Source organism: Streptomyces poriferorum (assembly GCF_019399235.1).
Lineage (GTDB): Bacteria > Actinomycetota > Actinomycetes > Streptomycetales > Streptomycetaceae > Streptomyces > Streptomyces poriferorum.
The window spans coordinates 1-13,506 of sequence record NZ_JAELVH010000056.1 but is presented as its reverse complement, the minus strand read 5'-3'; the positions used below and the strand labels follow the sequence as shown (position 1 = coordinate 13,506).

16 protein-coding genes are annotated in these 13,506 nt (G+C 68.5%); 14 read left to right on the top strand and 2 right to left on the bottom strand.

Going from position 1 to position 13,506, the window contains the following annotated elements; translation table 11 throughout:
• Window position 1 precedes the first annotated feature (1 nt).
• From rpsE to truA, 13 genes are all read left to right on the top strand, one after another.
• Window positions 2–604 (top strand): 30S ribosomal protein S5, encoded by a 603-nt coding sequence (gene rpsE, locus JGS39_RS12935; protein WP_219569006.1) that lies wholly within the window; start codon window positions 2–4, stop codon window positions 602–604.
• Window positions 604–786: a 50S ribosomal protein L30 gene (rpmD, locus tag JGS39_RS12930; RefSeq protein ID WP_024491595.1), complete on the top strand. Its 183-nt coding sequence runs from the start codon at window positions 604–606 to the stop codon at window positions 784–786. The genes rpsE and rpmD overlap by 1 nt, the downstream gene beginning before the upstream one ends.
• Before the next feature lies 1 nt (window position 787).
• Complete coding sequence (gene rplO, locus JGS39_RS12925) at window positions 788–1,243, top strand: 50S ribosomal protein L15 (protein ID WP_018550610.1); 456 nt, start codon at window positions 788–790, stop codon at window positions 1,241–1,243.
• Between the two features lie 223 nt (window positions 1,244–1,466).
• Window positions 1,467–2,786: a preprotein translocase subunit SecY gene (gene secY / locus JGS39_RS12920; RefSeq protein WP_219569005.1), complete on the top strand. Its 1,320-nt coding sequence runs from the start codon at window positions 1,467–1,469 to the stop codon at window positions 2,784–2,786.
• On the top strand, window positions 2,786–3,442 hold the full coding sequence (locus JGS39_RS12915; protein WP_148020237.1) for an adenylate kinase: 657 nt from the start codon (window positions 2,786–2,788) through the stop codon (window positions 3,440–3,442). The genes secY and JGS39_RS12915 overlap by 1 nt, the downstream gene beginning before the upstream one ends.
• A 120-nt stretch (window positions 3,443–3,562) precedes the next feature.
• The gene (gene map / locus JGS39_RS12910; protein ID WP_219569004.1) at window positions 3,563–4,399 is read left to right on the top strand and encodes a type I methionyl aminopeptidase; all 837 of its coding nucleotides are present in this window, start codon (window positions 3,563–3,565) and stop codon (window positions 4,397–4,399) included.
• Window positions 4,400–4,644: 245 nt separating this feature from the next.
• Window positions 4,645–4,866, top strand: a complete 222-nt coding sequence (gene infA / locus JGS39_RS12905) for a translation initiation factor IF-1 (RefSeq protein WP_014047798.1) — start codon at window positions 4,645–4,647, stop codon at window positions 4,864–4,866.
• Window positions 4,867–4,926: 60 nt separating this feature from the next.
• Complete coding sequence (rpmJ, locus tag JGS39_RS12900; RefSeq protein ID WP_003956441.1) at window positions 4,927–5,040, top strand: 50S ribosomal protein L36; 114 nt, start codon at window positions 4,927–4,929, stop codon at window positions 5,038–5,040.
• Between the two features lie 194 nt (window positions 5,041–5,234).
• Window positions 5,235–5,615 (top strand): 30S ribosomal protein S13, encoded by a 381-nt coding sequence (rpsM, locus tag JGS39_RS12895; RefSeq protein ID WP_014047799.1) that lies wholly within the window; start codon window positions 5,235–5,237, stop codon window positions 5,613–5,615.
• Between the two features lie 105 nt (window positions 5,616–5,720).
• Window positions 5,721–6,125, top strand: a complete 405-nt coding sequence (gene rpsK, locus JGS39_RS12890; protein ID WP_003956432.1) for a 30S ribosomal protein S11 — start codon at window positions 5,721–5,723, stop codon at window positions 6,123–6,125.
• A 139-nt stretch (window positions 6,126–6,264) separates the two neighbouring features.
• Window positions 6,265–7,287, top strand: a complete 1,023-nt coding sequence (locus JGS39_RS12885) for a DNA-directed RNA polymerase subunit alpha (protein WP_003966937.1) — start codon at window positions 6,265–6,267, stop codon at window positions 7,285–7,287.
• Window positions 7,288–7,472: 185 nt separating this feature from the next.
• Window positions 7,473–7,976, top strand: coding sequence for a 50S ribosomal protein L17 (gene rplQ, locus JGS39_RS12880; protein WP_136328425.1), 504 nt, complete (start codon window positions 7,473–7,475; stop codon window positions 7,974–7,976).
• 91 nt (window positions 7,977–8,067) lie between these two features.
• Window positions 8,068–8,922: a tRNA pseudouridine(38-40) synthase TruA gene (gene truA / locus JGS39_RS12875; protein ID WP_219569003.1), complete on the top strand. Its 855-nt coding sequence runs from the start codon at window positions 8,068–8,070 to the stop codon at window positions 8,920–8,922.
• 7 nt (window positions 8,923–8,929) lie between these two features.
• On the opposite strand, the gene JGS39_RS12870 is transcribed toward truA, so the two are convergent.
• Window positions 8,930–10,801, bottom strand: a complete 1,872-nt coding sequence (locus JGS39_RS12870) for a DUF4034 domain-containing protein (protein WP_219569002.1) — start codon at window positions 10,799–10,801, stop codon at window positions 8,930–8,932.
• A gap of 50 nt (window positions 10,802–10,851) precedes the next feature.
• A complete protein-coding gene (locus JGS39_RS12865) occupies window positions 10,852–11,706 on the bottom strand; it encodes a hypothetical protein (RefSeq protein WP_219569001.1) in 855 nt (284 codons plus the stop codon).
• A 67-nt stretch (window positions 11,707–11,773) separates the two neighbouring features.
• Here JGS39_RS12865 and JGS39_RS42085 point away from each other — a divergent pair, with 67 nt between their 5' ends.
• On the top strand, window positions 11,774–13,393 hold the full coding sequence (locus JGS39_RS42085) for an ABC-F family ATP-binding cassette domain-containing protein (RefSeq protein ID WP_219569000.1): 1,620 nt from the start codon (window positions 11,774–11,776) through the stop codon (window positions 13,391–13,393).
• Window positions 13,394–13,506 lie beyond the last annotated feature (113 nt).

The window sequence follows — 13,506 nt, the reverse complement described above, 5'->3', positions numbered from 1 at the left end:
AATGGCTGGACCCCAGCGCCGCGGAAGCGGTGCCGGTGGCGGCGAGCGGCGGGACCGGAAGGGCCGTGACGGTGGCCCCAGCGCCGCCGAGAAGACCGCGTACGTCGAGCGTGTCGTCGCGATCAACCGCGTCGCCAAGGTCGTAAAGGGTGGTCGCCGCTTCAGCTTCACCGCGCTCGTCGTGGTGGGCGATGGCGACGGCAGCGTCGGTGTCGGATACGGCAAGGCCAAGGAAGTTCCCGCGGCCATCGCCAAGGGCGTTGAAGAGGCCAAGAAGAGCTTCTTCAAGGTTCCGCGTATCCAGGGCACGATCCCTCACCCGATCCAGGGCGAGAAGGCTGCGGGCGTCGTTCTGCTGAAGCCTGCTTCCCCCGGTACCGGTGTGATCGCGGGTGGCCCGGTGCGCGCCGTTCTGGAGTGCGCCGGCGTTCACGACATCCTGTCGAAGTCGCTCGGGTCTTCCAACCCGATCAACATCGTGCACGCGACCGTGGCGGCCCTCCAGGGCCTGCAGCGTCCCGAGGAGATCGCGGCTCGCCGTGGTCTGCCCCTCGAGGACGTGGCTCCCGCGGCTCTCCTTCGTGCTCGTGCGGCGGGTGTGTGATGGCTCGCCTCAAGATCACGCAGACGAAGTCGTACATCGGCAGCAAGCAGAACCACCGCGACACCCTGCGTTCGCTCGGGCTCAAGCGCCTGCACGACGTGGTTGTCAAGGAGGACCGCCCCGAGTTCCGCGGAATGGCTAACACCGTCCGCCACCTCGTGACGGTTGAGGAGGTCGACTGACATGGCGGAGAACAAGCCGCTGAAGGCGCATGACCTCCGGCCTGCCCCGGGTGCCAAGACCGCCAAGACCCGTGTGGGTCGTGGTGAGGCATCCAAGGGTAAGACCGCTGGTCGTGGTACCAAGGGCACCAAGGCCCGTTACCAGGTTCCGGAGCGCTTCGAGGGTGGCCAGATGCCCCTCCACATGCGTCTCCCGAAGCTCAAGGGCTTCAAGAACCCGTTCCGCACGGAGTACCAGGTCGTGAACCTGGACAAGCTCGCGACGCTCTACCCCGAGGGTGGAGAGGTCACGGTGGCCGACCTGGTCGCCAAGGGCGCTGTGCGCAACAACCACCTCGTCAAGGTCCTCGGACAGGGCGAGATCTCCGTGGCGCTGCAGGTTTCGGTTGACGCCGTCTCCGGCTCCGCCAAGGAGAAGATTGCCGCCGCCGGCGGCACCGTCACCGAGCTCGTCTGAGACAACTCGGACCATTCGGTGGCCTGAACATCCAACCGGGGATGCCTCTCATATGGGGCATCCCCGGTTGGTCGTTCCTAGGGGGGCATGTACGCCGGTAAGGTGTCCTCCGTTGCTGTGGTAAGCCCTGGGCGCAAGCGCCTTGGGCCCTTTGGCTATTACGTATTCATCGAACCTCAAGACCGTCACCTCTACGCATTGCGCGGGGGTCGCAGGAGGCACCGTGCTCACCGCGTTCGCCCGGGCGTTCAAGACGCCCGACCTGCGCAAGAAGCTGTTCTTCACGCTCGGCATCATCGTGCTCTACCGGCTCGGGGCACACATCCCGGTACCGGGAGTGAGCTACGAGAACGTCCAGACCTGTGTTGATCAGGCAAGTAAGGGCAACAACAGCCTCTTCGGCCTGGTGAACATGTTCAGCGGTGGTGCACTGCTGCAGATCACGATCTTCGCGCTCGGCATCATGCCGTACATCACGGCCAGCATCATTCTTCAGCTGCTGACCGTGGTGATTCCCCGACTCGAGGCGCTCAAGAAGGAGGGGCAGTCCGGCCAGGCAAAGATCACGCAGTACACGCGTTATCTGACGGTCGCGCTCGCCATCCTGCAGGGCACCGGTCTGGTCGCCACCGCACGCAGCGGTGCGCTCTTCAGCGGCTGCCCGGTCGCCGACCAGATCGTCCCGAACCAGTCGATGTTCACGACGGTCGTCATGGTCATCACGATGACCGCCGGCACCGCCGCCGTCATGTGGCTCGGTGAGCTCATCACCGACCGCGGCATCGGCAACGGCATGTCGATCCTGATGTTCATCTCGATCGCCGCCAGCTTCCCCGGCGCCCTGTGGGCCATCAAGACGAGCGGCAAGCTCGCGGACGGCTGGATCGAGTTCGCCACCGTCATCCTGATCGGCTTCGTGATGGTGGCCCTCGTCGTCTTCGTCGAGCAGGCCCAGCGCCGGATCCCGGTGCAGTACGCGAAGCGCATGATCGGACGCCGGTCGTACGGTGGTACGTCCACTTACATCCCGCTGAAGGTGAACCAGGCGGGTGTGATCCCCGTCATCTTCGCTTCTTCGCTGCTCTACATCCCGGCCCTGATCGTCCAGTTCTCCAACTCCACCGCGGGCTGGGCGACCTGGATCCAGGACCACTTCGTCAAGGGCGACCACCCGTACTACATGGCGACGTACTTCCTGTTGATCGTCTTCTTCGCCTTCTTCTACGTGGCGATCTCGTTCAACCCCGAGGAAGTCGCCGACAACATGAAGAAGTATGGTGGCTTCGTCCCGGGTATCCGGGCAGGTCGACCTACTGCCGAGTACCTGAGCTACGTGCTCAACAGGATCACTTGGCCGGGCTCGCTGTATCTGGGTCTGATCGCTCTTGTGCCGACGATGGCGTTGGCAGGCTTCGGTGGAGCCAACCAGAACTTCCCGTTCGGCGGGACGAGCATCCTCATCATCGTGGGTGTGGGTCTGGAAACCGTGAAGCAGATCGAGAGTCAGCTCCAGCAGCGCAATTACGAAGGGTTCCTCCGCTGATGCGAATCGTCCTCGTCGGCCCGCCGGGTGCCGGCAAGGGAACGCAGGCTGCGTACCTTGCCAAGAACCTGTCGATTCCGCACATCTCCACGGGCGACCTCTTCCGCGCCAACATCAGCCAGGGCACTGACCTTGGCAAGCAGGCCCGCGCCTACATGGACGCGGGGCAGCTGGTGCCGGACGAGGTCACGATCGGGATGGCCAAGGACCGCATGTCCCAGCCGGACGCGGTCAACGGCTTCCTGCTCGACGGCTTCCCGCGCAACGTGGGTCAGGCCGAGGCTCTCGATGTGATGCTCAAGGACGAGGGCGTAAAGCTGGATGCGGTACTCGACCTCGAAGTCCCCGAGGACGAGGTCGTGAAGCGCATCGCGGGCCGCCGGGTCTGCCGCAACGAGAGCGCGCACGTGTTCCACGTGACGTACAACCCGCCGAAGACCGAGGGTGTCTGCGACACCTGTGGCGGCGAGCTGTACCAGCGCGACGACGACAGCGAAGAGACGGTCCGTACCCGGCTCGAGGTCTACCACACGCAGACCGAGCCGATCATCGACTACTACAGGGCGCAGAACCTGGTGGTCACCATCTCCGCGCTCGGCAAGGTCACCGACGTGACCGAGCGGGCCATGGAGGCTCTCAAGTCCGACAAGGGCTGAGAGAACACCCCGCAGTACATGCAGTGAAGTCGGCCGCGGCGTCCTTGGGCGCCGCGGCCGACTGTTTGCCGCCGTATCGTGGATTACCCGCCCCTTCACCTCCCGGAAAGGCGCCGCAGCATGGTGCAGATCAAGACCCCCGAGCAGATCGCGAAGATGCGTGAGGCGGGGCTGGTGGTCGCTGCCATCCACGCGGCCACCCGTGAGGCGGCGGTTCCCGGCGCCACCACGCAGGACCTGGACCAGGTCGCCCGCAAGGTGATCGCCGACCACGGCGCGAAGTCGAACTTCCTCGGGTACGGCGGGTTCCCCGCGACGATCTGCACCTCGGTCAACGAGGTCGTCGTCCACGGCATCCCGGACGACAAGACCGTCCTCAAGGACGGCGACATCATCTCCATCGACGCCGGCGCGATCATCGACGGCTGGCACGGCGACGCGGCCTACACGGCCTTCGTCGGCACCGGTCACGCTCCGGAACTCATCGAGCTGTCCCGGGTGACCGAGGAGTCGATGTGGGCCGGCATCGCCGCGATGAAGGTGAACAACCGCCTGGTCGACATCTCGAAGGCGATCGAGACCTACATCCGCCGCCAGCCCCGTCCGGCGACGGGCAAGTACGGAATCATCGAGGACTACGGCGGGCACGGCATCGGCACCGAGATGCACATGGACCCGCACCTGCTGAACTACGTCGCCCGCAAGCGCGGCAAGGGCATCAAGCTGGTCCCGGGCCTGTGCCTGGCCATCGAGCCGATGGTCTCCCTCGGCACGGCCCGCACCGAGGTGCTGGAGGACGAGTGGACCGTCATCACCACCGACGGCACCTGGTCCTCCCACTGGGAGCACTCCATCGCGCTCACGGAGCAGGGCCCGCTGGTCCTGACCGCCCCGGACTGCGGCCGCGAGAGGCTGGCGCAGTACGGGGTGGAGGCGGCGCCCGACCCTCTGGGGTGAGCGTTCCGTCCCGGCGGGCGGCGCCCGACCCTCTGAGGTGAGTGTTCGCCCCGGCGGCCGGTGCCCGACCCTCTGGGGTGATTGACGGCCACCCGGAGGTCTAAGGATCAGCCGGGGTGGGCAAACTTGACGGATTCGTCTTTTGGAGTCCGCTGACGTAGACTGACTCGTCGGCTCTCGTGCATCCGTGTGTCCGCATACGAGTGACGAAAGTCGATCAAGGTAGCCGATTCGAAAGGCGAAGCGTGGCCAAGAAGCAAGGTGCCATCGAAATTGAGGGCACCGTGATCGAGTCTCTCCCGAACGCCATGTTCAGGGTGGAGCTCCAGAACGGTCACAAGGTCCTCGCGCACATCTCCGGCAAGATGCGGATGCACTACATCCGTATCCTCCCGGACGACCGGGTCGTGGTGGAGCTCTCCCCGTACGACCTGACGCGTGGCCGGATCGTCTACCGCTACAAGTAGATCTTGCCCACATCCCGTTTCGGCGGGGTGGTGGCACTGACCCGGAGAACCTGACATCCCATGAAGGTCAAGCCGAGCGTCAAGAAGATCTGCGACAAGTGCAAGGTGATCCGCCGTCACGGTCGGGTCATGGTCATCTGCGACAACCTGCGCCACAAGCAGCGCCAGGGCTGACGCACGACCCCCTCGCATCTCGCAGTACTTCGCGCGACGCACGTAAACGTACATACGCAGTGCCCGTCCAAGCCACGGCTGACGACACCTCCGGCGGGGGCCGGAGACCCGGGCGTACCACCTCTCCCAGCGAGAGGTCGGCGGTCGGGAGTGGCATTGCGGAAGACCCCCGAAATAACAACTGGAGCCATTGAATGGCACGCGTTTCAGGTGTTGACATCCCGCGCGAAAAGCGCGTGGAGGTTGCCCTCACCTACGTCTTCGGTATCGGGCGCACCCGGTCCAAGGAGATCCTCGCCACCACTGGCGTGAACCCCAACACCCGCGTTCGTGACCTGGCCGAAGAGGACCTGGTCAAGATCCGCGAGTACGTGGACGCCAACCTCCGCACCGAGGGTGACCTTCGCCGCGAGATCCAGGGCGACATCCGCCGCAAGATCGAGATCGGCTGCTACCAGGGCATCCGCCACCGTCGCGGTCTGCCGGTCCACGGTCAGCGCACCAGCACCAACGCCCGTACCCGCAAGGGTCCGCGTCGCGCGATCGCCGGTAAGAAGAAGCCGGGCAAGAAGTAGTCCTCAGCGGACGCACTGCGAGCGTCCGGATCTCCGGACATCCGCAGTATCCAGCGGTCTTCGCTGTAGGACCGATCACCTCCCCTCTCCATCTGGAGTCAAGACATGCCCCCCAAGGGTCGTCAGGGCGCAGCCAAGAAGGTGCGTCGCAAGGAAAAGAAGAACGTCGCTCACGGGCACGCCCACATCAAGAGCACGTTCAACAACACCATCGTCTCGATCACGGACCCCTCGGGCAACGTGATCTCCTGGGCCTCCGCCGGCCACGTCGGCTTCAAGGGCTCGCGCAAGTCCACCCCCTTCGCCGCGCAGATGGCCGCCGAGTCGGCCGCCCGCCGCGCGCAGGAGCACGGCATGCGCAAGGTTGACGTCTTCGTCAAGGGTCCGGGCTCCGGCCGCGAGACCGCGATCCGCTCCCTGCAGGCCACGGGCCTGGAGGTCGGTTCGATCCAGGACGTCACCCCGACGCCGCACAACGGCTGCCGTCCGCCGAAGCGTCGCCGCGTCTGATCCGCAACGGCCGGTGACGGCCGTGCATGATCAATAGCGTGGGTTCGGGCGGTATGCCCCTTCGGGGGCATACCGCCCGTATCCTTGTTTCATCTGTCGGGCGTCAAATAGTGGGCGCCCACGACTGAAGGATTCACACATGCTTATCGCTCAGCGTCCGTCGCTGACCGAAGAGGTCGTTGACGAGTTCCGCTCGCGGTTCGTCATCGAGCCGCTGGAGCCGGGCTTCGGCTACACGCTCGGCAACTCCCTGCGCCGCACGCTCCTCTCCTCGATCCCGGGTGCCGCTGTCACCAGCATCCGTATCGACGGTGTCCTGCACGAGTTCACCACCGTGCCGGGCGTCAAGGAGGACGTGACCGACCTCATCCTCAACATCAAGCAGCTGGTCGTCTCCTCGGAGCACGACGAGCCGGTCGTGATGTACCTGCGCAAGCAGGGTCCCGGCCTGGTCACCGCTGCTGACATCGCCCCGCCGGCCGGTGTCGAGGTCCACAACCCGGACCTCGTCCTCGCCACGCTGAACGGCAAGGGCAAGCTGGAGATGGAGCTGACCGTCGAGCGCGGTCGCGGCTACGTCTCCGCCGTCCAGAACAAGCAGGTGGGCCAGGAGATCGGCCGGATTCCGGTCGACTCCATCTACTCGCCGGTGCTCAAGGTCACGTACAAGGTCGAGGCGACCCGTGTCGAGCAGCGCACCGACTTCGACAAGCTGATCGTCGACGTCGAGACCAAGCAGGCCATGCGTCCCCGTGACGCCATGGCGTCGGCCGGTAAGACCCTGGTCGAGCTGTTCGGTCTGGCGCGCGAGCTCAACATCGACGCCGAGGGCATCGACATGGGCCCGTCGCCGACGGACGCCGCGCTGGCTGCCGATCTGGCCCTGCCGATCGAGGAGCTCGAGCTCACCGTTCGGTCGTACAACTGCCTCAAGCGCGAGGGCATCCACTCGGTGGGCGAGCTCGTGGCCCGCTCCGAGGCGGACCTGCTCGACATCCGCAACTTCGGTGCGAAGTCGATCGACGAGGTCAAGGCGAAGCTGGCCGGTATGGGCCTGGCGCTGAAGGACTCGCCTCCCGGCTTCGACCCGACCGCCGCCGCCGACGCGTTCGGCGCGGACGACGACGCGGACGCCGGTTTCGTGGAGACCGAGCAGTACTGAGTCGCCTCCGGCCGGGGTGCCTGTCCTTGACGGGCGCTCCGGGCCGGGCGAGGGCTTTGTCCTCAATCGCCGGCCGGGCCTGAATTTCGGGTCCGGACGGCGCACTGAACTTCCGTGTGGCGACCGCCTCACGGGAACTGACACCGGTACCTGATACGGCCGGTGCAGCACACAAGGAGAAAACCATGCCTCAGCCCGCCAAGGGTGCCCGTCTGGGCGGCAGCGCTGCGCACGAGAAGCTTCTTCTCAATAACCTTGCGAAGTCGCTGTTCGAGCACGGCCGCATCACCACGACCGAGGCCAAGGCCCGCCGCCTGCGTCCGGTCGCCGAGCGTTTCATCACCAAGGCGAAGAAGGGCGACATCCACAACCGTCGCCTGGTGCTGCAGTCGATCACGGACAAGGGCATCGTGCACACGCTCTTCACCGAGATCGCCCCGCGGTACGAGAACCGCCCCGGTGGTTACACCCGTATCACCAAGATCGGCAACCGTCGTGGCGACAACGCCCCGATGGCCGTCATCGAGCTGGTCGAGGCCCTGACCGTGGCGCAGGCCGCCACCGGTGAGGCCGAGGCCGCCACGAAGCGTGCGGTCAAGGAAGACGCCCTCAAGAAGGACGAGACCCCGGTCGAGTCCGTCGAGGACGCCAAGCCGGCCGAGGCCGACGAGGAGTCCAAGGACGCCTGAGCGTTCTGAGACCTCTGGGACGGGCCCGCATCACCCTTCGGGGCGGTGCGGGCCCGTTTCGCTGTGTACGGATCTTGAGAGGATCGCTGCTGTGAGTGACGTGGTGGAGCCCGGCTTCGTGCGGGTGCGGCTGGACCTGGCCTATGAGGGCAAGGACTTCTCGGGCTGGGCGAAGCAGACCGGCCGGCGGACCGTCCAGGGGGAGATCGAGGGTGCGCTGCGGACCGTGACCCGCTCCTCGCGCACCTACGACCTGACCGTGGCCGGGCGTACCGATGCCGGTGTGCACGCGCGGGGGCAGGTCGCGCACGTGGACCTGCCGGCCGAGGTGTGGGCCGAGCACGCGTCGATGCTGCTGCGGCGGATGGCCGGCCGGATGGCGCCGGATGTGCGGATCCGGCGGATCGAGGAGGCGCCGGCCGGGTTCAACGCCCGCTTCTCGGCCCTGTGGCGCCGGTACGCGTACCGGGTGTCGGACGCGCCCGGTGGCGTCGATCCGCTGGTGCGCGGCCATGTGCTCTGGCACGACCGGGAATTGGACCTCGACGCGATGAACGCGGCGGCGGCGCGCATGACGGGGGAGCACGACTTCGCCGCGTACTGCAAGAAGCGCGAAGGTGCGACGACCATCAGGACGCTGCAGAAGCTGAGTTGGGTACGTGACGAGGCGTCCGGGATCATCACCGGGACCGTGCAGGCCGATGCCTTCTGCCACAACATGGTGCGGGCACTGGTCGGGGCGATGCTGTTCGTGGGGGACGGGCGCCGTCCGTATCCGTGGCCGGCCGAGGTACTCGCCGCCCGGGTGCGCGATCCCGGGGTGCACGTGGTGCGGCCGCACGGGCTGACGCTGGAGGAAGTCGCCTACCCTGCCGATGAGTTGCTCGCCGCCAGGGCGGTGGAGGCGCGGAACGTGCGGACGCTTCCGGGGGCCGGCTGCTGCTGACGTCCGGTCAGGACGCCGTACGGCCGCGCCGGCGCAGCGCGGAGGCGAGGGAGCCCGCCAGGTAGAGCGCCGCGCCGCTCAGCAGTGAGGCCCGGAACCAGCCGATCCGCGGGCTCCACCATGCGACGACCGCGCCCGTGCCCACGAGCGCCAGCGCGGCGGTACGCGTCAGCCACCAGCGGGCCGTCCGCGGGGCTCCGTCACCTGGCGCGGACGGGTGGCTGCCCGTGCTCGTCGTCATCGTGTCGCGCATCCCGGCCAGGATGGAGCGGCGGACCTGGACCCGGGCGCCCGGGATCCCGCCGAGGATCTCGGTGTCGCCGCCGAAGCCGGGCGGGACGGGCGGCAGACCGAGCGCGGTCACCAGACCGGCCTGGTGGCGCACCGGGTCGCCGGTGGCGCGCAGGATGTGGGCCAGCGGGCGAGGGTCCGCCACCCGGAACAGACGGGCGAGGTCCCCGGCGGTGTCCTGCACATCGGCGTGGTCGGGGGCGGGGGACTCGGCGTCCCAGGTGTGCGTGGCGATCTGCCGGCCCTGGTGGAGGGCGGTGACGGTGCAGCGCTCGGGGGTGCGGTGCAGTACCAGGGCGGGCCAGGTCTCACCCGTGGTGAAGGTCTCCGCCGCCGCGGTCAGCGGCTCCTCGGGGAGCAGCGCCGCCCGTCGTCCGCGGGTGGCCTCGGGGACCACCTCGACATAGCTGTAGCCCTCGCGCGCCGGGGCCGTACGCAGTGAGAAGCCGCAGATCAGAGCCGCCTGGGCGACCGTGGCCGGGGGTGCGGGGACGATCGCGACCGCACGCGGGGTGAGGGCCGCCCAGTCGGGGGCCACGGCCGGCGGCTGGGGCGGGCGGCCGAAGAGCGGGATCCGTGAGGCGAGGTCCAGCCGCACGTCGGACCGGGCTTCGAGGAACTCGGCACGGGGGTCGCCGAGCCGGTTCCACGGGTACTCGGTGGCGTGGACGCCGATGGACCGGAACACATCGAGGGCCTCGGCCGGACGGTCCGACATGATCAGCAGCAGGGCCAGTTCGTTGCGGAATCCGGCGGCCTCGCGGTCGCCCGCCCCGTCGTAGGTGTCGGAGAGGGACAGGGCGCGGGTGAGGGCCGCGTCCACCTTCGGTCCGTACGGGTCGGGGCCCTCGGGCTCGTCCGCCTCGGACAGCCGGTACTCCAGCGCGGCCTGGAGCGGCAGCGCGTGCAGCCTGGAGCCGGGCGGGGCGGAGGCGGCCACCCGCTCCGCGTACCGGAACATCTCCTCGTGCGAGCCGTACCACTTGGCGCACAGGTACTGGAGCGCCTGCGCGTGGCAGCCGAAGTGGTGCGGGTCGCGGGCCTCGGCCTCGGCGAGGTACGCGTCGAAGACCTCGCGCGGGGCCTGCGTGCCGCGGGCGTGGGTGAGCGCGATGCGCCAGGGGACCGGGTCCGCGGGGTTGAGCTCGGCCGCGGCGCCGATGACCGGTACGGCGTCCTCGAGGAGCGCGAAGAAGGCCTGGAACTGGTCCCGTTCGACGTCCTTCGCGCGGGCGCTCGTCCGTACCTTCCACGCCTGGTGGAGGTGGAAGTCGGCGACGACGAGGAGTGCGTCGGGGGCGTCGGGGGACTCGGCCAGCCAGGCGTCCAGCCAGCCGTCGTGGTGCAGCGCGGTCCTGGCCAGCCGGCTCACGTACGCGTCCCTGCGCTCCCACTGGGCGTGCGCGCGGGTCGAGGCGAGGAGCTCCCGCGCCGGGCCGTGGTCGCCGGCCGTCGCCGCGGTGAGGGCCGCGCGCAGCGGGGCGTCCGGCGGGTCCAGGACCACCGCCTCGTCGGGCGCCAGGTCGGCACCGATGGCGTCGCGGTGGCGCAGGATGCGCAGGAGGGAGACCAGGAAGACGAGACGCACAGCAGCGGTTCTCCGCATCCGGGAGGGTGGCTGAACCGAAGGACGGGCGGTCAGGTGACGGGGGCGGTGGCGGCGGCCGAGGCCTGGACCTCGCCGCGGTGACGGATCTGGCGGAACGTGAAGTCCGTCAGGTCGTCGCCGACGGCGAACACGTTCTTGTCGGCCTTGGTGACGTTCTTGCCGCTGGTGAAGCCGCCCACCGTGAAGTAGGCGTACCGGCCGTAGGAGTTGGCCGTGCGACGGCAGACGGCGCCGCCGCGGCAGAACGTCGGCACCCCCGCCCCGCTCAGCGAGGCCAGGCCCCCGCTGGCCTGCTGGGCGGCCTTCTTGGCCTGGGCCTCGGTCTCGAAGACCGCGAGGCCGATGGTCACGGCCACGCCGCTGCGGCTGTACGTGGCCCGGACGACCTGGTCGCAGCCGTTGTTCGTGAGGATCGTGCCGAGTGCGCCCTGGGTGGTCGTGGCGCACTTCGTGGTGCGGTGCGTCGCGCCCTTGGAGTAGACGCGGTCACCCATCGTCAGCTTCTTGCCGGGGAAGAAGGCGTCCACGGTGACGGGCGCCCGGTCCTTCCGCACGTCGGATATGTAGTCCTTCGGATCCGGCGGGGGTGCCGGGGCCACCGATGAGAACGACGGTTCCGGCTGCGCCGTCTGGCTGGGCAGATCGGTCGCCGACGGCAGCTGGCTCGCGTTCTTGCCGGACGAGCCGCCGGAGTCGTTCTTGTTGGTCGAGATGACCGCGGTCGCCACGATCGCGGCGACCGCGGCGGTGGCCAGCGCGCCCCCGCCGATCATCAGCCACCTCTTGCGCCTGGCGCGTGCGGCCGATGCCTCGGCCAGTGCCGCCCAGTCCGGAGTCCCAGTGCCCCCGGGCCCCCAGGAGGGCCCCCCTTGCCCAAAGCTCATGCGCCGAATCCTAGGCCCTGGGTAATCCGGTTGGGCCAGGGCTTCGCCGCCCGTGACAATGCTGTGCATGGGACATCTTGAAGCAGGCCATCTCGAGTACTACCTACCGGACGGGCGGGTACTGCTCGGCGATGCCTCGTTCCGTGTCGCGGACGGTGCCGTCGTCGCCCTCGTCGGGGCGAACGGCGCCGGTAAGACCACGCTGCTGCGGCTGCTCGCCGGGGAGCTCCAGCCGCACGGCGGCTCTGTCTCGGTGAGCGGCGGGCTCGGCGTGATGCAGCAGTTCGTCGGCTCGGTGCGCGACGAGCGCACGGTGCGGGACCTGCTGGTGTCCGTCGCCCAGCCCCGGATCCGCGAGGCCGCGCAGGCGGTCGACCGGGCCGAGGAGCTGATCCTCACCACCGACGACGAGGCCGCGCAGATGACGTACGCGCAGGCACTGAGCGACTGGGCGGAGGCGCGCGGGTACGAGTCCGAGACCGTCTGGGACATGTGCACCATGGCCGCCCTCGGCATCCCGTACGAGAAGGCGCAGTGGCGCGAGGTGCGCACGCTGTCCGGCGGTGAGCAGAAGCGGCTGGTGCTGGAGGCGCTGCTGCGCGGGCCCGACGAGGTGCTGCTGCTCGACGAACCGGACAACTATCTGGACGTCCCCGGCAAGCGCTGGCTGGAGGAGAAGCTGAAGGAGACCCGCAAGACGGTCCTCTTCGTCTCCCACGACCGGGAGCTGCTCTCCCGCGCCGCCGAGAAGATCGTCAGCGTGGAGCCCAGCCCGGCCGGCAGTGACGTCTGGGTGCACGGCGGCGGCTTCGCCACGTACCACCAGGCCCGTAAGGAGCGCTTCGCGCGCTTCGAGGAACTGCTGCGCCGCTGGGAGGAGGAGCACGCCCGGCTGAAGGCACTCGTCCTGCGGATGCGGCAGCAGGCGGCGAACAGCCCCGACATGGCGAACCGCTACCACGCGATGCAGACCCGCTTCAAGAAGTTCGAGGAGGCCGGCCCGCCGCCGGAGCCGCCGCGCGAGCAGGACATCAAGATGCGGCTGCGCGGCGGCCGGACCGGGGTGCGGGCTGTGACCTGCACGAACCTGGAGCTCACCGGCCTGATGAAGCCGTTCGACCTGGAGATCTACTACGGGGAGCGGGTCGCCGTCCTCGGCTCCAACGGGTCGGGCAAGTCGCACTTCCTGCGGCTGCTGGCCGGCGAGCCGGTGGCGCACACGGGGGAGTGGAAGCTCGGGGCCAGGGTGGTGCCCGGACACTTCGCGCAGACCCACGCCCATCCGGAGCTGCTGGGCAAGACACTCGTCGAGATCCTGTGGACGGAGCAGGCCAAGGACCGGGGCGGCGCCATGTCCGTACTGCGGCGGTACGAGCTGGAGCGGCAGGGGGACCAGCCGTTCGAGAAGCTGTCCGGCGGTCAGCAGGCCCGCTTCCAGATCCTGCTCCTCGAGCTGGCCGGCACGACGGCTCTGCTGCTGGACGAGCCGACCGACAACCTGGACCTGGAGTCGGCGGAGGCCCTCCAGGACGGCCTGGAGGTGTACGACGGGACGGTGATGGCGGTCACGCACGACCGGTGGTTCGCGAAGTCCTTCGACCGGTACCTGGTGTTCGGCTCGGACGGGGTCGTACGGGAGACGACGGAGCCGGTGTGGGACGAGCGGCGGGTGTCCCGGGCGCGATGACCTTGTCCCGGTCCGGGGTGCGGGGTTCCGTCCTCAATCGCCGGACGGGCTTGGGTGGTGCGGGTGCTCCGCGGGGTGCGGCATGCCCCTGTCCGGTGGGTGGGGGTGGGGTC

Bases quoted from the DNA above. Each gene is read 5' to 3' on its own strand.
- map (WP_219569004.1), top strand. From the start codon at position 3,563: ATGGTGCAGATCAAGACCCCCGAGCAGATCGCGAAGATGCGTGAGGCG.
- rpsM (WP_014047799.1), top strand. From the start codon at position 5,235: ATGGCACGCGTTTCAGGTGTTGACATCCCGCGCGAAAAGCGCGTGGAG.
- JGS39_RS12865 (WP_219569001.1), bottom strand. From the start codon at position 11,706: ATGAGCTTTGGGCAAGGGGGGCCCTCCTGGGGGCCCGGGGGCACTGGG.
- rpmJ (WP_003956441.1), top strand. From the start codon at position 4,927: ATGAAGGTCAAGCCGAGCGTCAAGAAGATCTGCGACAAGTGCAAGGTG.
- rplO (WP_018550610.1), top strand. From the start codon at position 788: ATGGCGGAGAACAAGCCGCTGAAGGCGCATGACCTCCGGCCTGCCCCG.
- rpmD (WP_024491595.1), top strand. From the start codon at position 604: ATGGCTCGCCTCAAGATCACGCAGACGAAGTCGTACATCGGCAGCAAG.
- rplQ (WP_136328425.1), top strand. From the start codon at position 7,473: ATGCCTCAGCCCGCCAAGGGTGCCCGTCTGGGCGGCAGCGCTGCGCAC.
- JGS39_RS42085 (WP_219569000.1), top strand. From the start codon at position 11,774: ATGGGACATCTTGAAGCAGGCCATCTCGAGTACTACCTACCGGACGGG.
- JGS39_RS12915 (WP_148020237.1), top strand. From the start codon at position 2,786: ATGCGAATCGTCCTCGTCGGCCCGCCGGGTGCCGGCAAGGGAACGCAG.
- JGS39_RS12885 (WP_003966937.1), top strand. From the start codon at position 6,265: ATGCTTATCGCTCAGCGTCCGTCGCTGACCGAAGAGGTCGTTGACGAG.
- rpsK (WP_003956432.1), top strand. From the start codon at position 5,721: ATGCCCCCCAAGGGTCGTCAGGGCGCAGCCAAGAAGGTGCGTCGCAAG.
- rpsE (WP_219569006.1), top strand. From the start codon at position 2: ATGGCTGGACCCCAGCGCCGCGGAAGCGGTGCCGGTGGCGGCGAGCGG.